The organism is Pseudomonas sp. NKUCC02_KPG (assembly GCF_019345465.1).
Classification (GTDB): domain Bacteria; phylum Pseudomonadota; class Gammaproteobacteria; order Pseudomonadales; family Pseudomonadaceae; genus Aquipseudomonas.
Window position 1 is genome coordinate 174,980 of sequence record NZ_JAHKRC010000007.1, and the last position, 20,522, is coordinate 195,501.

20 protein-coding genes and 1 pseudogene are annotated in these 20,522 nt (G+C 59.4%); 7 read left to right on the forward strand and 14 right to left on the reverse strand.

Going from position 1 to position 20,522, the window contains the following annotated elements:
* On the forward strand, positions 1-939 hold the full coding sequence (locus KO536_RS11855) for an MlaD family protein (RefSeq protein ID WP_219261998.1): 939 nt from the start codon (positions 1-3) through the stop codon (positions 937-939).
* Positions 936-1,562: an ABC-type transport auxiliary lipoprotein family protein gene (locus KO536_RS11860; protein WP_219261999.1), complete on the forward strand. Its 627-nt coding sequence runs from the start codon at positions 936-938 to the stop codon at positions 1,560-1,562. The genes KO536_RS11855 and KO536_RS11860 overlap by 4 nt, the downstream gene beginning before the upstream one ends.
* 113 nt (positions 1,563-1,675) lie before the next feature.
* On the opposite strand, the gene KO536_RS11865 is transcribed toward KO536_RS11860, so the two are convergent.
* The 6 genes from KO536_RS11865 to KO536_RS11890 form a co-directional block, all read right to left on the reverse strand.
* Entirely contained in the window at positions 1,676-4,738 is a 3,063-nt protein-coding gene (locus KO536_RS11865) for an efflux RND transporter permease subunit (protein ID WP_219262000.1), read from the reverse strand.
* The gene (locus KO536_RS11870; protein ID WP_219262001.1) at positions 4,735-5,802 is read right to left on the reverse strand and encodes an efflux RND transporter periplasmic adaptor subunit; all 1,068 of its coding nucleotides are present in this window, start codon (positions 5,800-5,802) and stop codon (positions 4,735-4,737) included. Before KO536_RS11870 ends, KO536_RS11865 begins: the two co-directional genes overlap by 4 nt.
* On the reverse strand, positions 5,799-6,890 hold the full coding sequence (locus KO536_RS11875) for an efflux RND transporter periplasmic adaptor subunit (protein WP_133075014.1): 1,092 nt from the start codon (positions 6,888-6,890) through the stop codon (positions 5,799-5,801). Before KO536_RS11875 ends, KO536_RS11870 begins: the two co-directional genes overlap by 4 nt.
* A 148-nt stretch (positions 6,891-7,038) precedes the next feature.
* Positions 7,039-7,821 (reverse strand): MetQ/NlpA family ABC transporter substrate-binding protein, encoded by a 783-nt coding sequence (locus tag KO536_RS11880; RefSeq protein WP_133075015.1) that lies wholly within the window; start codon positions 7,819-7,821, stop codon positions 7,039-7,041.
* Between the two features lie 134 nt (positions 7,822-7,955).
* Positions 7,956-8,864 carry a sigma 54-interacting transcriptional regulator gene (locus KO536_RS11885; RefSeq protein ID WP_133075016.1) on the reverse strand — a complete coding sequence of 303 codons (909 nt, stop codon included), beginning with the start codon at positions 8,862-8,864 and terminating at the stop codon, positions 7,956-7,958.
* A 49-nt stretch (positions 8,865-8,913) separates the two neighbouring features.
* Positions 8,914-9,495 carry an alpha/beta hydrolase gene (locus tag KO536_RS11890; protein WP_133075017.1) on the reverse strand — a complete coding sequence of 194 codons (582 nt, stop codon included), beginning with the start codon at positions 9,493-9,495 and terminating at the stop codon, positions 8,914-8,916.
* Between the two features lie 121 nt (positions 9,496-9,616).
* Here KO536_RS11890 and KO536_RS11895 point away from each other — a divergent pair, with 121 nt between their 5' ends.
* On the forward strand, positions 9,617-10,096 hold the full coding sequence (locus KO536_RS11895; RefSeq protein WP_133075018.1) for a DUF962 domain-containing protein: 480 nt from the start codon (positions 9,617-9,619) through the stop codon (positions 10,094-10,096).
* A 108-nt stretch (positions 10,097-10,204) separates the two neighbouring features.
* On the opposite strand, the gene KO536_RS11900 is transcribed toward KO536_RS11895, so the two are convergent.
* Positions 10,205-10,849 carry an HAD family hydrolase gene (locus tag KO536_RS11900; RefSeq protein WP_133075019.1) on the reverse strand — a complete coding sequence of 215 codons (645 nt, stop codon included), beginning with the start codon at positions 10,847-10,849 and terminating at the stop codon, positions 10,205-10,207.
* 22 nt (positions 10,850-10,871) lie between these two features.
* Positions 10,872-11,420, reverse strand: coding sequence for a gamma carbonic anhydrase family protein (locus tag KO536_RS11905; protein ID WP_133075020.1), 549 nt, complete (start codon positions 11,418-11,420; stop codon positions 10,872-10,874).
* Between the two features lie 75 nt (positions 11,421-11,495).
* On the opposite strand from KO536_RS11905, the gene prlC reads away from it, so the two are divergent.
* Both prlC and KO536_RS11915 read left to right on the forward strand, forming a co-directional pair.
* Positions 11,496-13,574, forward strand: a complete 2,079-nt coding sequence (gene prlC, locus KO536_RS11910) for an oligopeptidase A (RefSeq protein WP_219262002.1) — start codon at positions 11,496-11,498, stop codon at positions 13,572-13,574.
* Positions 13,571-13,849, forward strand: a complete 279-nt coding sequence (locus tag KO536_RS11915) for a YheV family putative zinc ribbon protein (protein ID WP_219262003.1) — start codon at positions 13,571-13,573, stop codon at positions 13,847-13,849. Before prlC ends, KO536_RS11915 begins: the two co-directional genes overlap by 4 nt.
* A 112-nt stretch (positions 13,850-13,961) precedes the next feature.
* Here the strand turns inward: KO536_RS11915 and KO536_RS11920 are convergent, their stop codons facing one another.
* The 5 genes from KO536_RS11920 to oscA form a co-directional block, all read right to left on the reverse strand.
* On the reverse strand, positions 13,962-14,942 hold the full coding sequence (locus KO536_RS11920; RefSeq protein WP_133075022.1) for a sulfate/molybdate ABC transporter ATP-binding protein: 981 nt from the start codon (positions 14,940-14,942) through the stop codon (positions 13,962-13,964).
* Between the two features lie 3 nt (positions 14,943-14,945).
* On the reverse strand, positions 14,946-15,818 hold the full coding sequence (gene cysW, locus KO536_RS11925) for a sulfate ABC transporter permease subunit CysW (protein WP_133075023.1): 873 nt from the start codon (positions 15,816-15,818) through the stop codon (positions 14,946-14,948).
* Between the two features lie 13 nt (positions 15,819-15,831).
* On the reverse strand, positions 15,832-16,650 hold the full coding sequence (cysT, locus tag KO536_RS11930) for a sulfate ABC transporter permease subunit CysT (RefSeq protein WP_133075024.1): 819 nt from the start codon (positions 16,648-16,650) through the stop codon (positions 15,832-15,834).
* A gap of 90 nt (positions 16,651-16,740) precedes the next feature.
* Complete coding sequence (locus tag KO536_RS11935) at positions 16,741-17,754, reverse strand: sulfate ABC transporter substrate-binding protein (RefSeq protein ID WP_219262004.1); 1,014 nt, start codon at positions 17,752-17,754, stop codon at positions 16,741-16,743.
* Between the two features lie 68 nt (positions 17,755-17,822).
* Positions 17,823-18,005 (reverse strand): sulfur starvation response protein OscA, encoded by a 183-nt coding sequence (gene oscA, locus KO536_RS11940; RefSeq protein WP_016782652.1) that lies wholly within the window; start codon positions 18,003-18,005, stop codon positions 17,823-17,825.
* A gap of 331 nt (positions 18,006-18,336) precedes the next feature.
* On the opposite strand from oscA, the gene KO536_RS11945 reads away from it, so the two are divergent.
* Both KO536_RS11945 and KO536_RS11950 read left to right on the forward strand, forming a co-directional pair.
* A complete protein-coding gene (locus KO536_RS11945; protein WP_019828271.1) occupies positions 18,337-18,585 on the forward strand; it encodes a TIGR02647 family protein in 249 nt (82 codons plus the stop codon).
* A gap of 165 nt (positions 18,586-18,750) precedes the next feature.
* Positions 18,751-20,010 (forward strand): annotated as a pseudogene (locus KO536_RS11950) (class I adenylate cyclase); the annotation flags it as partial.
* Between the two features lie 13 nt (positions 20,011-20,023).
* Here KO536_RS11950 and rnk read toward each other — a convergent pair.
* On the reverse strand, positions 20,024-20,437 hold the full coding sequence (gene rnk / locus KO536_RS11955; RefSeq protein ID WP_133075027.1) for a nucleoside diphosphate kinase regulator: 414 nt from the start codon (positions 20,435-20,437) through the stop codon (positions 20,024-20,026).
* Positions 20,438-20,522 lie beyond the last annotated feature (85 nt).

The window sequence follows — 20,522 nt, forward strand, 5'->3', positions numbered from 1 at the left end:
ATGGAAACCCGTGCCCATCATGTATTGATCGGCTTGTTCAGCGTCCTGGTCGTCGTCGGGGGCATGCTGTTCGGTCTGTGGCTGGCCAAGGCGAGCATGGACAGCACGTTCAAGGACTACGAAGTGGTGTTCAACGAAGCCGTCAGCGGCCTGTCCAAAGGCAGTTCGGTGCAATACAACGGCATCAAGGTGGGTGACGTCATTGAGTTGCGACTGGACGACAAGGATCCGCGCCGCGTGCTGGCACGCATCCGCCTGGCCGCCAGCACCCCGGTCAAGGTCGACACCAAGGCCAAGCTGGCCCTGACCGGCGTGACGGGCACCTCGATCATCCAGCTCAGTGGCGGCGACCCGAACAGCCCGGACCTCAAGGGCAAGAACGGCAAGCTGCCGGAAATCGTGGCCTCTCCGTCTCCGATTGCCCGCCTGCTCACCGACGGCTCCGACCTGATGGCCAACGTCAACATGCTGCTGCATAACGCCAACAGCCTGTTCTCGGAAGAGAACGTCAGCCGCGTCAGCAAGACCCTGGACAACCTTGAGCAAACCACCACGGCCATTGCCGGTCAGCGTGGCGACATCAGCCAGACGCTGAAACAGCTGGCCCAGGTTGGCAAGCAGGCCAGCGCCACGCTTGAGCAGACCACCGCGCTGATGCGCAATGCCAACGGCCTGCTGAGCACCGATGGCAAGCAGATGTTCAGCAGCGCAGAGCGCGCCATGAAGTCGCTGGAACAGAGCAGTGCGACCATCAACACGCTGATCGACAACAATGAGGACTCGCTCAATAGCGGCCTGCAGGGTCTGAATCAACTGGGCCCTGCGGTCAACGAGCTGCGCGAAACCCTCGGCACACTGCGCTCGATCTCGCGGCGCCTGGAAGCCAATCCAAGCGGTTACTTGCTGGGCCGCGAACAGAACAAGGAATTCACTCCATGAAGCGTACCTATCGCCTGGCAGGCTCCATCGTGCTTGCGACAAGCCTGAGTGTGCTCAGCGCCTGTTCGATACTGCCCAAGCCCGAGATGGTCGACGTGTACCGGCTGCCGGCTGCGCAAGCGCCCATGGCTGCGAGTCACAGCGCGCCGGTGAACTGGTCGTTGCGCCTCGACAAGCCGATGGCCAGTGGCGCCCTGAACAACCAGAACATCGCCGTGGTGCCCGAGGGCAACCTGATCAGCAACTACAAGGGCGCACGCTGGACTGACACCGCACCCGTGTTGATGCGCAATCGTCTGCTTGATGCCTTCTTGCAGGATGGCCGAATCCAGGGCCTGAGCACCGACGACAGTAACTTGCAGGCCGATTACGAGTTGGGTGGAGAGTTGCTGGCGTTCCAGACGCACTACAACGGCAAAAGCCCTGAAGTGCTGATCCAGTACAACGCCCGTCTGGTTCGCAGCAGCGATCAGCGTGTGATTGCCTCCAAACGGTTCGAAGCACGTCAGCCCCTGAGCAATCCATTGGTGCCGGGCGTTGTTGCAGGGTTTGGCCAGGCCAGTGATGTGCTGATGCCGCAAGTGGTGCAGTGGGTCATGCAGCAAGGGCAAGCGCAGCGCTGATTGCCCTTGCTTCAGATCATGTGGGAGCGGGCTTGCTCGCGACAGGAATGACGCGGTTTACCGGGTAAACCGCGCCGTCTCAATCGCGGGCAAGCCCGCTCCCACAGGGGTCATCAAACATGGGCTGGCGGCGGCTCTTTGTTCTCCTTGATCTTGTACGAGGCCACATACAGCGCTGGCAGGAACAGCAGCGTGAGTAAGGTGGCCGACAGGATGCCGCCAATCATGGCGTAAGCCATTGGTCCCCAGAACACGTCGCGGGCAATCGGGATCATCCCCAGGCTGGCCGCCGCCGCAGTCAGCAGGATCGGTCGGCGACGGTGCTGCGTGGCTTGCATCACGGCATGCCACGGGTCATAGCCGTCGCGCTCGTACTGGTCGATCTGGGTCACCAGAATCACCGAGTTGCGCACGATGATGCCCACCAGCGCCAAAATCCCCAGAATCGCCACAAAGCCCATCGGCGTCCCGGTGGGCACCAGCGCCAGCACCACCCCGATCAACCCCAGCGGCGCCACACTCACCACCAGGAACATCTTCTTCACGCTTTGCAGCTGGATCATCAGGAAAGTGGCCATCAGGAACAGCATCAACGGCACCACCTTGGCGATCGGGCCCTGGGCCTTGGCGCTTTGTTCTACCGTACCGCCGGTTTGCAAGGTGTAGCCCTGGGGCAGGCTTTCGGCAAACTTGTCGATCTCAGGCTTGAGTTGCGCCACCAGGTCGGTCGGTTGCATCGAGCCACGCACCGAGGCCTTGAGGGTCAGGGTGGGGATCCGGTCCCGGCTCCATATCAACGGTTGCTCCAGCTCGTAACTTACCGTGGCAAAGGCCAGGAGCGGAATCGAAGTGCCGCTGGGGGTGGTGATCTGCAGGTTGAGCAGGGTTTCAGGGGTGCCGCGCTCACTGCTGTTGGCCCGCCCGACGATGTTGACCAGGTAGATGTTGTCCTTGACCTGGCTGATGGCGGCACCGCTGACGATGCTGTTCATCACATGGGCCACGTCCTCGGACGACAGTCCGAACTGGCGGGCCTTGTCCTGAGCAATGTCGATGCGCAAGACCTTGCCGGGTTCGTTCCAGTTGAAAATGGTTTCGCCGACGTTGGGGTTGGCGTCGAGCACGGTGGCCAGGTCGATCGAATACTTGCGCACCAGGTCGATGTTTTTGCCGCTGACCCGGTACTGCAGCGGTTGCCCCACCGGAGGCCCCAGTTCCAGGGTATGGACGAAGCTGCCGACCCCCACGAACTCTTCGCGCAGACGCTTGTTGAGACGCTCCATCAAGGCGTCGCGGCTATCAAGTCCGGTACTGACGATGACCAGTTGGGCGTAGAAGGGGTTTTGCAGTTGCTGGTCCAGCGGCAGGTAGAAACGGATTGCACCTTCGCCGATGTACGAGCTCCAGCGCACGATATCCGGATCGCCCTTGAGTGACTCTTCAAACCGCTGGGTAACTTTGAGGGTTTCCTGAATCGAAGCGTTTTGCGGCAAGTTCAGGTCGACCAGGATTTCGGGGCGATCGGATGCCGGGAAAAACTGGTTCTGCACCAGCCCCATGCCGAACACCGACAGCACAAACATCAGCACCGTGGCGCCGATGGTCCACCAGCGATTACGCATGCACCACAGCAGGGCAGTGTTGAAAGCCCGGGCCAGGCGCCCGGGTTCTTCGGACTTGGGTTTAACCTTGGCACTCAGGATATGCACACCCAGCACTGGCGCGAACAGTACGGCCACCACCCACGACACCAGCATCGCCACGGCAATCACCGCGAACAGGGTGAAGGTGTATTCCCCCGCCGAGCTGTTGTTCAGACCGATGGGAACGAAACCTGCAACCGTCACCAGGGTGCCGGTCAACATCGGGAAGGCTGTGGAGTGATAGGCAAAGGTGGCGGCCTGCTCCTTGGTTTCCCCCAGTTCGAGGCGCGTGATCATCATCTCCACCGTGATCATCGCGTCATCCACCAGCAGGCCCAAGGCGATGATCAGTGCACCCAGCGACACCCGCTGCATGGCAATGCCGGTGAATTCCATAAACACGAACACCAGCGCCAGTACCAGCGGGATCGAGATCGCCACCACCAGGCCGGCTCGCAGGCCCAGGCTGATGAAACTCACCGCCAGCACGATGACCACGGCTTCAAACAGCGCACTGGTGAAGCCGCTCACGGCTTCTTCAACCACCTGCGCCTGATCGGACACCATGTGTACGCCCACCCCCACCGGCAACTCTGCGGTCAGTTCATCGATGCGCTCCTGCAGTTGCTTGCCGAACTCCTGAATGTTGCCGCCATCAATCATGGCGATTGCCAGACCAATGGCGGGCTTGCCGTTGTAATGAAACATGGGGGCCGCCGGGTCAACGTAGCCCCGGGTGATGTCGGCGATGTCGGCCAGGCGGTAAAAACGGTCGTTGACCCGCAGGTTCACCGCGGCCAGGTCTTCAACACTGTGGAACTGCCCCGAGGTACGCACCGACATGCGTTCGGGACCCGCTTCGATGACCCCCGCAGGGGTAACGGCGTTCTGGGCTTGCAGGCTTTCCAGTATTTGCTGTTGATCAAGGCCCAGCGCTGCCAGCTTGCGGGTCGAAAAATCCAGGTAGAAGGTTTCTTCCTGCTCGCCAATGGTCATCACCTTGCCGCGATTGGGTACATCGCGAATGCCGGTGCGAACCTGCTCCACGTAATCGCGCAGCTGGCGCATGGTGAAGCCGTCGCCGGTGAAGGCGAAGATGGTGCCGTAGACATCACCGAACTCATCGTCGAACCCCGGGCCTTGAATGCCCTGGGGGAAGTCGCCGCGAATGTCGCCGATTTTCTTGCGCACCTCGTACCAGATATTCGGGATGGCATCGGCCTTGGTAGTGTCCTTGAGGAACACAAACACCGTGGACTCGCCAGGGCGGGTATAGCTTTGCACGTAGTCGAGGGAGTCCAGCTCCTCGAGCTTTTTCTCGATGCGGTCGGTGATTTGCAACCGGGTTTCATCGACCGTGGCGCCGGGCCAGCGGGTCTGGATTACCATGGTTTTGATGGCAAAGGACGGGTCTTCGGCCCGGCCCAGATTGATGTACGAGAAAATCCCGGCGACCACCGCCACAAACATCAGATACCAGACAAATGACTGATGTTTCAGGGCCCACTCGGACAGGTTGAACTTCCCATTCATTGCGAGCTTTCCTTATCGAGTCTGACTTTCTGCCCAGGGGTAAGGCTATGCACGCCTGCACTGACCACCATGTCGCCGGTTTTGATGCCGCCAGATAACAACACGCTTTTTGCATCGCGCCGCAGAACCGTAACGTCACGGGGGCTGACGGTCTGGGTTGCGGCGTCGATGATCCACACGCGGGTGCGGCTGTCGGTTTCCTGCATGGCGGTCAGTGGCAGTTGAAAGTGCTCGGCGGTCGGGCTGCTGACGGTCACGCTGACCGAGCTGCCAAGTCGAAACGCCGCCGGGGTCGAGTCCAGTGTCAGGCGGGTGCGTCGTGTGCGGGTTGCACTGTCGGCCTGTGGAGCGATTTCGCGGATATGGGCGCTGGTGTTGATGTTCGGGTCGAGCTGGCCGGCAACGCGGAACTCGATGCCTTTGGGCAGCGCCTCGGCCAGCGGTCCCGGCAGGTCGATCACCGCCTCTTTGATTTCAGGTCGCGCCAGGGTGACGACTTCCTGGCCGATGCTTACCACTTGCCCGGCCTCGGCCTGCCATTGCGTGATCACGGCGTCATGGTCGGCGCGCAGGTTGCAGTAACCGAGCTGATCCTGGGCCTGATTCACCGCCGCCTGTGCCTGTTGCACCGAGGCCTGGGTGGTCTTGAGGTCGGCTTGTGCCGTGTCCAGTTGGGCCTGGGCGCCCACACCACGGTCGAACAGCTCTTGCTGGCGGCGGGCGTTGGCTTTGGCGTTGATCAATTGCGCTTGTACCTTGGCCAGGTCGCCCTGTGCCGAACGCAACTGATTTTGCTGATCGGTGGGGTCGAGGTTGGCCAGAATGTCGCCCTGTTTGACCACCGTTCCCACGTCGTAATAACGGCGCACGATGCGCCCCGGCACACGAAAGCCCAGGGTACTTTCGTAGCGGGCTTCGATATTGCCGGCAAAGCGTCCCAGATCTTGCGCCAGCTTTGGCTGTGCCACCACATACAGTGCGGGCCGAATGGGTTCGGGGGGCTGTTTTTCAGAGCATCCCGCCAGCAGTGCGGCAGCCAAGGGCATCATCCACAAACGCCTCATAGTTGAACTCCCTGGGCTGGAGTGGGGACGATTTCAACCTTCATGCCGGGGTGTAGCAATTGCCCGCCTGCGACCACGACTTTTTCTCCATCCTTGAGCCCTTCGCTGACGATGACGCTGCCGGTCAGGTAGCGCCCGACCTTGACCCGCTGCAGGCGCACGTTGTTTTGTTCGTCGGCGATCCATACGGCGGGCTCGCTGATGTCCTTGGTCAGGGCTGACCACGGCAACTCAATGCTGGGGCTGGAGGGCGGGGTCAGGTTGACGCTGACAATCGAACCCAGGTCCATGCCTTTGGGCAGTGCATCCAGTTGCACCTTTATTTGCAGCGTGCCGCTTTGTGCCGCCACGGTGGGGGTGATTTCGCGGATCTGGCCGTTGACCTTGATCGCCGGATTACTCAAGAGCGTGACCTGAACCGTGGGGTCCTTGGGCGGCTCGATAAACAGCGATTCGTACACGTTGAACACCGCATCCCTTGCACCATCGCGAGCCAGGGTGAATATCGGCATGGTGGCCTGCACCACTTGGCCTACCTCGGCCTGGCGCGCCGTAATAATGCCGGGCGCCTCGGCTTCAAGATTGCTGTAGCTCAATTGTTCACGGGCGTTGGCCAACTGCGCCTGGGCAGCAGTCAAGGCACTTTTGGCGCTGAGCTGGGCGGCGTTGGCAGCGTCGTATTCGCTTTGGCTGGTGTAGCCTTTTGGCAGCAGCTTTTGCTGGCGAATAAATGCAGCACGGGTTTGCACCACTTGTGCCTGTTGCGCATTGACGCTGGCCTGGGCGGTTTCGACCTGGATCTTCAGGTCCTTGGGGTCGAGGCGGGCGAGCACCTGATGAGCCTGGATGTGGTCCCCCACGTCCACCTTGCGCTCGATGATCTTGCCGCCCACGCGAAATGACAGCTGGGTTTCGATCCGGGCCTGAATATCACCGCTGAGTTGAATGGGCGCAGCGAACGCTCGAGTGCTCACCTGCTGCACATACACCCTTGGGGACAAAGGCTCCTTAGGGCCCTCTTTGCCGCACGCGGTGAGAAACGCCAACAGGCTCAAGCCCAAAATGCCCGTGTTCAGTGGACCTGCCATGCAAGCTCCTTTGCGTGATGCCGATTAACATGCGGATACGGGTGATAGCGTAGAACAGGGTTTTCAGTCTGTGGGACTCAATGTTCCGACAAATAAAAACGCCGACGCTATATAAGCCGTCGGCGTTTTCAGTGGAACGTGTGCTTGATCAGAACGCTGGCAGCACCGCGCCTTTGTATTTTTCAGCGATAAAGGCTTTTACTTCCGGGCTGGTCAGGGCTTTGGCCAGCTTCTGGATGGCCGGGCTGTCCTTGTTGTCCGGACGGGCTACCAGGAAGTTCACGTACGGTGAGTCAGCACCTTCGATGATCAGTGCGTCGGTGGCCGGGTTCAGGCCAGCTTCCAGCGCGTAGTTGGTGTTGATCATGTCCAGGTCGACCTGGTCCAGTACCCGTGGCAGCAGTGCCGACTCAAGCTCTTTGAACTTGAAGTTGTGCGGGTTCTTGGCGATGTCTTTTGGGGTGGACACAGCGTTGGTCGGGTCTTTGAGTTCGATCAGGCCGGCCTTTTGCAGCAGGATCAACGCACGACCGCTGTTGCTGCCTTCGTTAGGGATGGCGATGGTTGCGCCGTCTTTAAGCTCGGACAGGTGTTTGATTTTTTTCGAGTAGCCGCCAAACGGTTCAACGTGAACGCCGATCACGGTTTGCAGATTGGTGCCTTTGCCTTTATTAAAGCTTTCGAGGTAAGGCAGGGTCTGGAAGTAGTTGGCATCCAGGTGTTTCTCGGCAACCTGGACGTTAGGTTGCACGTAGTCGGTGAACACTTTGATTTCCAGATCCACGCCTTCTTTGGCGAGGGTCGGTTTGATCAGCTCAAGGATTTCGGCGTGGGGAACAGGGGTGGCAGCCACCACCAGTTTTTCGCCAGCCTGTGCCAGGCCTGCCGTCAGAGCAGCCGCCAATGCGGTAAACAACAGAACCTTTTTCATGCAATACCCTTAAGTGTGTGACCGTTCGCAGGACGGTTTTATTGGAAGACGAAACAGACAATACCGAGATTCTTTATTCCAGAACAATAACTTTTATTCAGCTTGTTATGCCTTTTTGTTCACTTGAGTTTTATTCAGCTCAAGGCCTGTGGGAGCAATTGCTTGATTGCCGCCAACTCCTGTCCTGTCGCCCCCTTGATAAACAGCTCAATCTGGCTCAGTGCGTCGGGCAGGTTCAGGTGCTCGGGCTGGATCTCGTCGCCGGTGCTGACCAACAGCGCAAAATGAATCACGTTTTCCAGCTCCCGGGTGTTGCCCGGCCAGCTATAGCGCTCAAGCACCCGCTGCGCGCCGTCGCTGATAAACGGTACGGGCAGGTTCAGGCGCTGGCTGTAGATGCCTAAAAAGTATTCGGCCAGCGACAGGATGTCACCGGGCCGTTCGCGCAAGGCGGGTAACTCCAGCCTTCCTTCGCTGAGGTAGTGATACAGCCGCTCGTGGAATTTGCCGGCACTGACCGCCTGCGCCAGATCGATGCTGGTGGCCGCCACCAGGCGCACGTCCACAGGGCTGGGTTGATGAGCGCCTACGCGAGTGACTTCGTGGGTTTCCAGAGCCGCCAGCAGCTTGATCTGAATCGCCAGGGGCAAGTCGCCAATTTCGTCCAGATACAGGGTGCCGCCATTGGCCGAGCCAAACCAGCCGGCGCGGCTGCTGGCCGAACTGTTGTGTGCTCCGGCGGCATAGCCGAACAGTTCGGCGTCTGCGTAGGTGGGGCTGATCGCGCCGCAGTTGACCGACACGAACAAGCCGGTGCGATCGCTGGCGCGGTGGATATGCCGGGCCAGCAGTTCCTTGCCGCTGCCGGTTTCGCCACGAATCAACACCGGTAGCGCACGGGGCGCCAACAGTTCCAGATCGTTGCGCAGTGTGCGTGAGCGAGGGTCGACAAACACCAGCGCCTTGGCGCGAATGCTCAGCGGGCTTTTTTCCGCGTCGGGAAAGGTCAGCAATGGCTGGCCAAAAGTTTCATGCAGGCTCATGACAGGCTCCCACCCGCAGCCGTTGGGTGGGCGCGGGCGTTTCAGAAATTCATGCTCGGCGCAGGGCACCGTGCTCGATGCGGGTTTGCAGGCGGTACAAAAAGGCGAAGCCTTGCTCCCAGCGCTGGTGTCCGGATTTGACGTTGATATGCCCCGCGCCGCTGATCACGCCAATTTCGGCGCCCCACTGGCGGGCGAACTCCATCGCCCGTGGCGCACTGACCGCCCCATCGTTATCCGAGGTGACAATCTGGCTGGGGAACGGCAAAGGCTGGCTCGGGATAGGGGCAAAGTTGCGCAAGGCGGGCGCACAGGCGGGACGTTCGACATCTGCCGGGGCCACCAGCAACGCGCCGCGCACTTGGCCAAGCAGGCTTTCTGGCGCACGCTCGGCCCAATGGGCTACCGTGATGCAACCCAGGCTGTGGGCAATCAGAATCACGGGGGTGCTGTCGGCGGCAATGGCTTCGGCCAAGGCAGCGATCCAGTCTTCGCGTCGAGGCGTGAGCCAGTCGGCCTGCTCCACCCGGGCACTGTTCGGTAAGCTGTTTTGCCAGTGGGTTTGCCAATGATCGTCGGACGAACCTTGCCAGCCCGGCACTATCAAATAGCGAATCGAATCGTTGCCCATGGGTCTGCGCCTCCAGCGGTATGTGTGTTACCGAGTCAGTATAGGGACGGTTTTTAGATTCGCTAAGGAATAAGAAGCTATTTGTTTATAACCAAAAATAAGATAGTGAGGGTTCTGCACCATGAAAAGCCTGGTCGACCATCTGAGCCAATATGCGGCCTATCACCGTGATCCGCACAATATCGCCACCCATTTCGTGGGTATTCCGCTGATTGTGATTGCCGTGGCGACGCTGCTATCGCGTCCGCAATGGGCAGGTATTTCCCCGGCGGTGCTGGTGATGCTGGCCAGCGCGGTGTTTTATCTGCGCCTTGAGCTGCGTCTGGGGGTGTTGATGACGGTGCTGCTGGGGTTGAGCGTCTGGCTGGGGCACACGCTGGCGGCGTTGAGCACCGCCGCCTGGCTGGGCTGGGGCGTGGGTTTATTTGTCGTGGGCTGGGTGTTCCAGTTTGTGGGGCATTACTACGAGGGGCGTAAACCGGCGTTTATCGATGACGTGACCGGGCTGATCGTGGGGCCGCTGTTTGTGGTGGTGGAGCTGGGTTTTCTGCTGGGCTGGCGCGAAGATTTGCGCCGCGCGATCGAACTGCGCAGAGCATAGGTAGTCGCTGCCAAAGGCTGCGAAGAGGGGCGCAGTCCGCCGTTTCCCTGAGATCCATGCAGATCCCCTCGCAGCCTTCGTACCTCGTCAGCGACTACCCGTCCGGGGTTACTTGAACGCCTGATGCAGCTGCGCCAGCGTTTCAAAGTGGTATTTGGGCGCAAACGAGTTCAGTTCTTCGAAACTCCCAAAGCCATAACCCACAGCCGCTGCGTCCATGCCGTTGTCGCGGGCACCGATCAAATCGTGCTTGCGGTCGCCGATCATCAGGGTCTGGGCGGGGTCCAGTCCTTGCTCGCTGATCAAGTGAGCAATCAGCTCGACCTTGTTGGTGCGGGTGCCATCCAGTTCACTGCCGTAAATCACGTTGAAGTACTTGGCGAAGTCAAAGTGACGGGCGATTTCACGGGCATACACATGGGGTTTTGACGTGGCGATAAACAGTTGGCGACCCTGTGCCACCAGCTCTTCAAGCAAGGGTGTGACGCCCTCGAATACGTGGTTTTCATACAACCCGGTCACGGCAAAACGCTCGCGGTAGAACCCCATCGCTTCCCACGCCTTTGCCTCGTCAAAGCCATAGGTGGCCATGAACTGCTGCAGCAGCGGCGGCCCGATAAAGTGCTCAAGCCGGGTGAGGTCAGGCTCGTCAATGCCCAGCTTGCCCAGGCCGAACTGGATCGAACGGGTGATGCCTTCCCGTGGGTCGGTCAGGGTGCCGTCAAGGTCGAACAATACGTTTTGGTAATGCATGCAGAGCTCCAGAATAGGTGACTTAAACGGGCTGGTCGTAGCCTTCGGCCAAATGCTGGTCCTTGAGCTTTACGTAATTGCCCGCGCTGTAGGTGAAGAAGGCTTTTTCTTTTTCTGTCAGTTCGCGCACCTGTTTGACCGGGCTGCCCACATACAGAAAACCGCTGGCCAGTCGCTTGCCCGGTGGCACCAGGCTGCCTGCACCAACGATCACGTCGTCTTCAATAATGGCGCCGTCCATCACGATGCTGCCCATGCCGATCAGGATCCGGTTTCCCACGTGACAGCCGTGCAGCATGACTTTGTGGGCGATGGTCACGTCATCGCCGATCAGCAGCGGGAAACCCTCGGGGTTGAACGGGCCTGCGTGGGTGATGTGGAGCACGCAGCCGTCTTGAACGCTGGTGCGTGCACCGATGCGGATGCGGTGCATGTCGCCGCGAATCACGGTCAGCGGCCAGATAGAACTGTCGTCGCCGATCTCGACGTCGCCGATCACCACTGCCGAGCGGTCAACAAAGGCGCGCTCGCCCAGGGTCGGTGTGTGCTGCTGGAACGGACGAATGGACACGAATAGCTTCCTTCTTTAGCAGTGATAGCGGGGCTGATTGCTGCGCAGTGCGTCGATTGTAATTAAGATGGCCCAATGTTTCTTCAAGCCAAGGTGCCAAACGTGAGCGAGAACAACCCTCTTTTGCAGCCCTACGACCTGCCGCCGTTCTCGGCGATCCGTCCTGAGCACGTACAACCGGCCATCGAACAGATCCTCGCCGACAACCGTGTCGGCATTCAAAACATCCTCAAAGATCAGGGCCAGAACCCGACATGGGCGGGTCTGGTGTTGGCGATGGATGAGCTGAATGACCGACTGGGCGCGGCCTGGAGCCCGGTCAGCCACCTTAACGCGGTGTGCAACAGCAGCGAACTGCGTGAAGCCTATGAGGCTTGCTTGCCTGCCTTGAGCGCCTATTCCACCGAGATGGGCCAGAACCGCGAACTGTTCCAGGCTTTCGAAGCGTTGGCCCACAGCCCGCAAGTGGCTGGTTTCGACCAGGCGCAAAAAACCATTCTTGAGCACTCGCTGCGTGACTTCCGCCTGTCGGGTATTGACCTGCCGGAGGCTGAGCAAAAGCGTTATGCCGAAGTCCAGAGCAAACTGTCGGAGCTGGGCAGCAAGTTCTCCAACCAGTTGCTGGACGCGACCCAGGCCTGGACCAAGCACATCACCGATGAAGCCGCACTGGCGGGCCTGACCGATTCGGCCAAGGCGCAAATGGCCGCTGCTGCACAGGCCAAAGGCCTGGATGGCTGGCTGATCAGTCTGGAGTTCCCGAGCTACTTCCCGGTCATGACCTACGCACAGGACCGCGCCCTGCGCGAAGAAGTCTATGCCGCGTATTGCACCCGGGCGTCAGATCAAGGCCCGAATGCCGGCAAGTTCGACAACGGCCCGGTCATGGAAGAAATCCTCGACCTGCGTCAGGAACTGGCAAAACTTTTGGGTTTTGGCAGCTTTGCAGAGCTGAGCCTGGCCACCAAAATGGCCGAGACACCGGATCAGGTGCTGACCTTCCTGCGCGATCTGGCCAAGCGCAGCAAGCCATTTGCCGCTCGCGACCTTGAGCAGCTGCAAGCCTACGCCGCCGAGCAAGGCACCCCGGAGCTTAAAAGCTGGGACACAGGCTTCTTCGGCGAAAAACTGCGCGAGCAGCGCTACAGCGTGTCGCAAGAGGCACTGCGTGCCTACTTCCCGATCGACAAGGTACTGGGCGGCCTGTTTGCCATTGTGCAGAAGTTGTACGGGATCGAGATTGCCGAGATCAAAGGCTTCGACACCTGGCACCCGGATGTTCGCCTGTTCGAAATCAAGGAAAACGGCCAGCACATCGGGCGCTTCTTCTTTGACCTCTATGCCCGTGCCAACAAGCGCGGCGGTGCCTGGATGGACGGCGCCCGCGACCGTCGTCGCACGGCAGCCGGCACGCTGCAAAGCCCGGTGGCGAACCTTGTGTGCAACTTCACCCCGGCGGTTGCGGGCAAGCCTGCGCTGTTGACCCACGATGAAGTGACCACCCTGTTCCACGAGTTCGGCCACGGCTTGCACCACATGCTGACCGAAATCGAACACGCGGGCGTATCGGGCATCAACGGCGTGGCCTGGGATGCGGTCGAGTTGCCGAGCCAGTTCATGGAAAACTGGTGCTGGGAGCCTGAAGGCCTGGCGCTGATTTCCAGCCATTACGAAACCGGCGAAGCATTGCCCAAAGACCTGCTGGACAAGATGCTCGCCGCCAAGAACTTCCAGTCCGGGCTGATGATGGTTCGCCAGCTGGAGTTCTCCCTGTTCGACTTCGAGCTGCACGCCACCCACGGTGACGGTCGCAGTGTGGCGCAGGTGCTGGACGGCATCCGCGACGAGGTTTCGGTCATGCGCCCACCGGCGTACAACCGCTTCCCCAACAGCTTTGCGCATATTTTTGCCGGTGGTTACGCAGCGGGTTACTACAGCTACAAGTGGGCTGAAGTGCTGTCGGCCGATGCGTTCTCGCGCTTTGAAGAAGAAGGCGTATTCAACCCGCACACGGGCAAGGCGTTCCGTCAGGCGATTCTGGCCCGTGGCGGTTCGAAGGCTCCAATGGAGCTGTTCAAGGACTTCCGTGGTCGTGAGCCGTCGATTGACGCGCTGTTGCGCCACAGCGGCCTGACTGAGGATTCGGCGGCATGAGTGATGCACCTGTGAATGTGACCAAAAAACGCTTTATCGCCGGGGCTGTCTGCCCGGCGTGCAGCGAGCCCGACAAGTTGATGATGTGGAACGAAGACGACGTGCCGCACCGCGAATGTGTGGCCTGCGGTTATTCGGATACGTTGAATGAGCAAGGTTTGTCGGTGCCCAAGGAATTGGGTACGCGGGTCAATGTTTCGGCGTTGAAAAAAGCACCGGACCCTAAAGTGCAGGCGGTGCAGTTTTTTCCGAATCCGAAGCTGAAAAAGCCTTAGATCCACTCTGAAACTGTGGGAGCGGGCTTGCTCGCGATGCAACCGACGCGGCTTATCTTGAAACCACGTTGCTGCCATCGCGAGCAAGCCCGCTCCCACAAGGGCAGTGGGCTTACGCCTTTTGCCATACCTTCGGCTTGAAGAACAGCGTCTCGCCGCGCGCCAGATTGGTCAGGCTGTCGTGGTCCTTGACCACTTCAACTTCGATCAACTCGCTTTGCCCTTCAACTTTCAGTGTCACCCGGGTGGTCGCGCCCAATGGGCGGATGTCGCGTACCTGCGCGGCATGGTGGTCTTCGATCTCGTGACGGGACAACGACACTTCGTGCGGACGGAACAGCAGGTGCTGATCTTCACCGATGTGCAGGCGGTTGGAGTCGCCCAGGAAGTGGTAAACAAAATCGCTGGCCGGGTTTTCGTAGACTTCGCCCGGTGAGCCGATCTGCTCGATCACGCCCTTGTTCATCACCACGATACGGTCGGCCACTTCCATGGCTTCTTCCTGGTCGTGGGTCACGAATACCGAGGTCAGGTTGATGTCTTCGTGCAGGCGCGCCAACCAGCGGCGCAGCTCTTTACGGACCTTGGCGTCCAGCGCGCCGAACGGTTCGTCCAGCAGCAGTACCTTGGGTTCTACGGCCAGTGCGCGGGCCAGGGCGATACGCTGGCGCTGACCGCCTGAGAGCTGCTCAGGGTAGCGATCCGACAACCAGTCCAGTTGCACCATGTTCAGCAGTTCGTGGACTTTTTCGGCGATGCGGGTTTCGCTCGGGCGTTCCTTTTTCGGCTTCATGCGCAGGCCGAAAGCGACGTTGTCGAACACCGTCATGTGGCGGAACAACGCGTAATGCTGGAACACAAAACCGACGTTACGATCACGCACGTCGTGCCCCGAGACGTCTTCACCGTGGAACACGATGTTGCCTTCGTCCGGGGTTTCCAGGCCGGCGATGATGCGCAGCAAGGTGGTTTTGCCGCAGCCCGACGGGCCGAGCAGGGCGACCAGTTCGCCGCTGTGGATATCCAGGTTGATGCTGTTCAGCGCCTTGAAGGCGTTGAAGTTCTTGCTGACGTTACGGACTTCGATCGACATGGTTTATTCCTCCGCGGCGCTGGCGCGCAGGCGGTTAATACGGGATTCGCTCCACTGCTTAAGCAGCAGGATGAAGAGCGCCATAATCAGCAACAGGGTCGCCACAGCGAAGGCGGCAACGTGGTTGTATTCGTTGTAGAGGATCTCGACGTGCAACGGCAGCGTGTTGGTCACCCCGCGAATGTGCCCGGAAACCACCGACACCGCACCGAACTCACCCATCGCCCGTGCAGTACACAGCACCACGCCGTAGATCAGGCCCCATTTGATATTGGGTACGGTCACGTGCCAGAACATTTGCCAGCCGTTGGCGCCCAGCAGGCGTGCGGCTTCTTCTTCCTGGGTGCCCTGCTCCTGCATCAGCGGGATCAGTTCACGGGCCACGAACGGTACGGTGACGAAGATGGTTGCCAGCACGATGCCCGGCAAGGCGAAGACGATCTGGATGTCGTGCTCTTGCAGCCACTTGCCGAAGAAGCCCTGGGCGCCAAACATCAGCACGTAGACCAGACCGGCGATCACCGGCGAGACCGAGAACGGAAGGTCGATCAGCGTGACCAGGATGCTCTTGCCGCGAAAGCTGTATTTGCTCACGCACCAGGCCGCGCTGACACCGAATACCACGTTCAGCGGAACGGAAATCACCACCGCAATGATGGTGAGCTTCAGGGCTGACAAGGCATCGGGTTCGATGATGGCGTCGACGAACGTGCCGATCCCCATTTTCAAGCCCTGGGACACCACGATCAGCAGCGGCAGCAGCAGGAACAGGATGAAAAACAACCAGCCGAAACCGATCAGCAGGCGCCGCGACGTCGGGCTCCCCCGACGGGCGGCGTTGGCTACGGATGAGGCACTTGGTGTTGAACTGGACATGGTCAGGCCTCCTTCACGGTTTTTCGATGCGGCGCTGAATCAAGTTGATGATCAGCAGCAAAATGAAGGAAACCACCAGCATCATCACGCCAATGGCCGTGGCACCGGTGTAGTCGTATTGGTCCAGCTTGACCATGATCAGCAACGGCAGGATTTCGGTTTTGAACGGCATGTTACCGGCGATGAAAATCACCGAGCCGTACTCACCGACACCCCGGGCAAACGCCAGGGCAAAGCCGGTCAGCCAGGCGGGCAGCAGGGCTGGCACCAGAATGTAGCGGAACACCTGCAGCGGCTTGGCGCCCAGGCAGGCAGCCGCTTCTTCGATTTCTCGCGGAATATCGGCCAGTACCGGCTGCACCGTACGCACCACAAACGGCAGGGTGACGAAGGTCAGTGCCAGGGTGATACCCATCGGGGTGTAGGCGATCTTGAAGCCCAGGTCGGTGGCGAACTGGCCAATCCAGCCGTTGGGAGCGTACAGGGCGGTCAGGGCGATACCGGCGACGGCGGTCGGCAGGGCAAACGGCAGGTCGATCATGGCGTCGATGACCTTGCGTCCCGGGAAGGTATAACGCACCAGCACCCAGGCCAGCACGGTGCCGATGATGCCGTTGATGATGGCCGCGACAAAGGCGGTACCAAAGCTCAGTTGCAGCGCAGCCAGCACCCGTGGAGCGGTGATGATGGCCCAGAACTGGTCCCAGGTCAGTTGAGCGGCATGCACGAACATCGCCGCCAGTGGAATGAGCACAATCAGGCTGAGGTACACCAAGGTGTAGCCCAGCGTCAGCCCGAAGCCGGGTATGACGGGGGAGATACGACGCGACATAAAAGTCCTTGGGTTAACGCACGAGGCCCGCAACCAATTGCGGGCCTGATGTTCTAGCTTTAAGCGTGGCCCGAAGGCCCGCCCCGCAGGTTATTGCGCCTGGTAAATCTGGTCGAACACGCCGCCGTCATTAAAGAATTTCGGCTGCGCAGTTTTCCAGCCACCGAAGTCTTTGTCGATAGTCACCAGTTCCAGTTTCGGAAATTGTTTGGCGTATTTGGCAGCAACGGCCGCGTCACGTGGACGGTAGAAGTTCTTCGCCGCGATTTCCTGGCCAGCCGGGCTGTAGAGGTGTTCCAGGTAGGCTTTGGCGATTTCGGAGTTGCCTTTTTTCTCGGCGTTTTTGTCGACTACAGCCACCGGTGGCTCAGCCAGAATCGACAGCGAAGGCACGACGATATCGAACTTGTCACCGCCACCGTCTTCCTTGAGTGCCAGGAACGCTTCGTTTTCCCAGGCCAGCAACACGTCACCCTGACCGTTGTTGACGAAGGTAATGGTCGAACCGCGTGCGCCGGTATCCAGCACGGGTACGTGTTTGAACAGCTCTTTTACGTATTCCTTGGCTTTTTCCTCGTTACCACCGTTGGCTTTAAGGCCGTAGGCGTATGCCGCAAGGAAGTTCCAGCGAGCGCCGCCGCTGGTTTTAGGGTTCGGGGTAATGACCGATACGCCTTCTTTGGTCAGGTCGCCCCAGTCCTTGATGCCTTTAGGGTTGCCCTTGCGTACCAGGAACACGATGGTCGAGGTGTACGGGGTGCTGGCGTCCGGCAGGCGGGTTTGCCAGTTTTCCGGCAGCGAGCCTTTGTTGATTTTGGCAATTTCGTCAATGTCACCGGCCAGGGCCAGGGTCACGACGTCGGCACGCAGGCCGTCGATCACGCCGCGAGCCTGTTTGCCCGAGCCGCCGTGGGATTGCTGGATTTTGACGTTGTCGCCGGGGTGGCTGGCTTTCCAGAAGTGGGTGAATTCGGTGTTGTAATCCTGGTACAGCTCGCGAGTCGGATCGTAGGAAACGTTGAGCAACTCATAATCTTTGGCTGCAGCGGAGCCAGCAAAAATGGCACTGGCCAGCGCGGCCAAAGCGTAACGGCGTAGGGACATAGGTGAGGCTCCAAAGCTTTTTCTAGTTTTTTTATGAGGCGCACTCGCGTGAATGCGCTTTCTATTGATCAGGCGTTTTTTTGACTCGGGTTTTGCAGACGGAATTTTTCTTTACGTTCGATCTGAACCACTTGAGCGTTGTGCACAGTGATTTCAACAGCACCAAAGCGCAGGTCTCGCAGCGCGCTCTGGATTTCCCGAAGGATGGTTGCTTCGTCCTGGCCGTCAACGCTACGCAGAGATGCGCTCATGGTGCTGCTCCTGAAAATATGGGTGCCGACAGGGATGCTGGCGTAGGGCAATAGTAGTGAGGCAGGGATATTCTTAAAAATACTATTTAAGAATGTTTATATAACTGAAAGCTCAAAACGGTCCCGTCGTAGTAGTCGCTGCCGAGGAACGAAGGCTGCGAGCTATTGATTTTTAAGCGCTCGCAGCCTTCGTGCCTCGGCAGCGACTACACTCCAACTGCCTTATAACGACAGGCTGTTTTATAAAGGTGGGAACTGTCACTGGACAGTCAGCGCGAGTGCGATCACCTTAGAGCGGCTGTCGTCTTTTCCTGCATAGTCTGGAGTCTTTATGTCGTTTACCCCTGAGTTGGTTGCCGAACTGGAAGTCCTTGCACTGTTTGACTTGGAAAGTACCCTTGAGGGCCTGAAGATCCATCAACACGCGGCACCCGAAAAAGTGGCTGCTGCACGTCGTTTGTATGACAAGAAGCTCATTGACCAACCCGATGGCGGTTACCTGACTAGCCTGGGCCGTGATGCTGCTCAGAGTGTTCAAGTACTGCTGACAATTCTTGTAGAGTCCAAAGAAATCGCCTGACGCCACGCCGCGCCCTCGGGATCTGAACGACCAATGATTCCGCGGGCACACTTCTTCGCGCAGTAAAATTCTGACCTCAAACACCCATTCCTCCTGAGTCTTTGATACGGCGGGCTGTAGACTCCCACTCCCTTTTGTCTTGTGGCGAGCCGGTCTGAGCGTGAAATGACGTGCCCTCCTGAAACACTCCCCATGCCGAGCGATGGAGTCGAGCGACAGACTCTCCTGCAACTTCGTGGGCGGTTTCTCACCGTCAATCAGGGTCGCATGGCCCGTGCAATGGAAGGCCTTGCACCCCATCAGCAATCGCTGCTGAGGCTGTTGGCGCTGTGTTTTCACGTGAATCACCCGCTGTTGCCCGGCTATGTTTCGGACTGCACCCCGGCCGGGGTGTCGGGCTATGAACCTGACGCCTCCACCCTTGGCGCAGCGCAGCAACTGATCCGGGACTTTTCCTGCAGCACGGGCCGCGCCTGCGCTTCAAAACCGATTCATGGGCTTTTTTTGATGGGCAGTCTAGGGACTTTGGCCCAGACCGATCAAAGCGATATGGACGTGTGGATTTGTCTGGGGCCGGACTTGAGCGACATGGCGGTGGCGGCGTTGCGCAAAAAATGTCGACGGCTGGAAGTCTGGGCGGCAAGCCTGGGGGTTGAAGCGCATTTTTTTCTGATTGATGCGCAGCGTTTCGCCCAGGGCGAATGTGACTCCCAACCGAGCAACGACGGGAGTGCAGAGCCTCGCAACAGGTTGTTGCTGGATGAGTTTTATCGCACCGCTATCTGGCTCGCGGGGCGTACGCCGATGTGGTGGTGGGTGCCGGCATATCAGGAGGCTCGCTACGCCGAATGTGCCCAAGGGCTATTGGCCAATGACGTTGTGGGTCACGATGAAACCATTGATCTCGGGCACCTGGCGCAGATTGCCCCCGCAGAACTGCTGGGCGCCGGGCTGTGGCAATTGTTCAAGGGCATTGAGTCGCCGTACAAGTCAGTGCTCAAGCTGTTGCTGGTCGAGGTGTATGCCAGCGAGCACCCACGGGTGAACTGTCTGAGTATGGGGTTCAAGAAGAGGGTGTACGCCGATCGGCTCGACCTTGATGAGCTGGACCCCTACGTGGTGGTGTACCGGCGAATCGAGCAGTACCTGCAGGGGCGCGGCGAGTTGCAGCGTCTGGAACTGGTTCGCCGCAGCCTGTACCTGAAGGTCGGCCACACGCTGAGCAGTGGCGCGACGGGTATGCAGTGGCAGCGGTTGCTGCTGCAGCGCCTGACCCGCGAGTGGGGCTGGGATGAGCAGCAATTGGCAATGCTCGACAATCGCTCGCAGTGGGGGGCGCAGCAGGTCAGTCATGAGCTGCGGGCTTTGGCCCGTGAGCTGAGTGTCAGCTACCGGTCCTTGTGCACGTTTGCCCGCGACGAGAGGCCATCAACCAAACTTAAGCGTTGAAGTCACTTGCGGCTTTTGGCTGGTATTCAACTTCAAGCAGTTCCAGTTTCAGGGTTTTGCCGCCTGGAGCTGGCCAGTTGATGTGTTGACCGACCTGCAAACCCAGCAGTGCGCTGCCGACAGGGGCCAGAATCGAAACCTTGCCTTCGTCGGCGTTGGCGTCTTTCGGGTACACCAATGTCAGGCGGTAGTCCTTGCCACTGCTTTCTTCGCGGCAGTGCACACGCGAATTCATGGTCACAACACCAGCAGGCACCTCTTCGTGGCCGACGATGGTTTCGGCGCGATCGAGTTCGGCTTGCAATGCCTCAATGCCAGGAGTCGTTTCTGGCAAGCTGTCGATGAGTTGCTCCAGACGCTGTACGTCCAGGCGAGTGAGGATGAGTGGGGTTGGGGTGCTCATGACCTGGCAGACTCCTTTTTTCTGCACGAAAAAGCAAAACCCCGCCGGAAAATGGCGGGGTTTTGACGAACCTCGTTAGTGCGAG

Coding starts and splice junctions, on each gene's coding strand:
- KO536_RS11855 (WP_219261998.1), top strand. CDS start 1: ATGGAAACCCGTGCCCATCATGTATTGATCGGCTTGTTCAGCGTCCTG.
- KO536_RS11860 (WP_219261999.1), top strand. CDS start 936: ATGAAGCGTACCTATCGCCTGGCAGGCTCCATCGTGCTTGCGACAAGC.
- KO536_RS11865 (WP_219262000.1), bottom strand. CDS start 4,738: ATGAATGGGAAGTTCAACCTGTCCGAGTGGGCCCTGAAACATCAGTCA.
- KO536_RS11870 (WP_219262001.1), bottom strand. CDS start 5,802: ATGAGGCGTTTGTGGATGATGCCCTTGGCTGCCGCACTGCTGGCGGGA.
- KO536_RS11875 (WP_133075014.1), bottom strand. CDS start 6,890: ATGGCAGGTCCACTGAACACGGGCATTTTGGGCTTGAGCCTGTTGGCG.
- KO536_RS11880 (WP_133075015.1), bottom strand. CDS start 7,821: ATGAAAAAGGTTCTGTTGTTTACCGCATTGGCGGCTGCTCTGACGGCA.
- KO536_RS11885 (WP_133075016.1), bottom strand. CDS start 8,864: ATGAGCCTGCATGAAACTTTTGGCCAGCCATTGCTGACCTTTCCCGAC.
- KO536_RS11890 (WP_133075017.1), bottom strand. CDS start 9,495: ATGGGCAACGATTCGATTCGCTATTTGATAGTGCCGGGCTGGCAAGGT.
- KO536_RS11895 (WP_133075018.1), top strand. CDS start 9,617: ATGAAAAGCCTGGTCGACCATCTGAGCCAATATGCGGCCTATCACCGT.
- KO536_RS11900 (WP_133075019.1), bottom strand. CDS start 10,849: ATGCATTACCAAAACGTATTGTTCGACCTTGACGGCACCCTGACCGAC.
- prlC (WP_219262002.1), top strand. CDS start 11,496: ATGTTTCTTCAAGCCAAGGTGCCAAACGTGAGCGAGAACAACCCTCTT.
- KO536_RS11915 (WP_219262003.1), top strand. CDS start 13,571: ATGAGTGATGCACCTGTGAATGTGACCAAAAAACGCTTTATCGCCGGG.
- KO536_RS11920 (WP_133075022.1), bottom strand. CDS start 14,942: ATGTCGATCGAAGTCCGTAACGTCAGCAAGAACTTCAACGCCTTCAAG.
- cysW (WP_133075023.1), bottom strand. CDS start 15,818: ATGTCCAGTTCAACACCAAGTGCCTCATCCGTAGCCAACGCCGCCCGT.
- cysT (WP_133075024.1), bottom strand. CDS start 16,650: ATGTCGCGTCGTATCTCCCCCGTCATACCCGGCTTCGGGCTGACGCTG.
- KO536_RS11935 (WP_219262004.1), bottom strand. CDS start 17,754: ATGTCCCTACGCCGTTACGCTTTGGCCGCGCTGGCCAGTGCCATTTTT.
- oscA (WP_016782652.1), bottom strand. CDS start 18,005: ATGAGCGCATCTCTGCGTAGCGTTGACGGCCAGGACGAAGCAACCATC.
- KO536_RS11945 (WP_019828271.1), top strand. CDS start 18,337: ATGTCGTTTACCCCTGAGTTGGTTGCCGAACTGGAAGTCCTTGCACTG.
- rnk (WP_133075027.1), bottom strand. CDS start 20,437: ATGAGCACCCCAACCCCACTCATCCTCACTCGCCTGGACGTACAGCGT.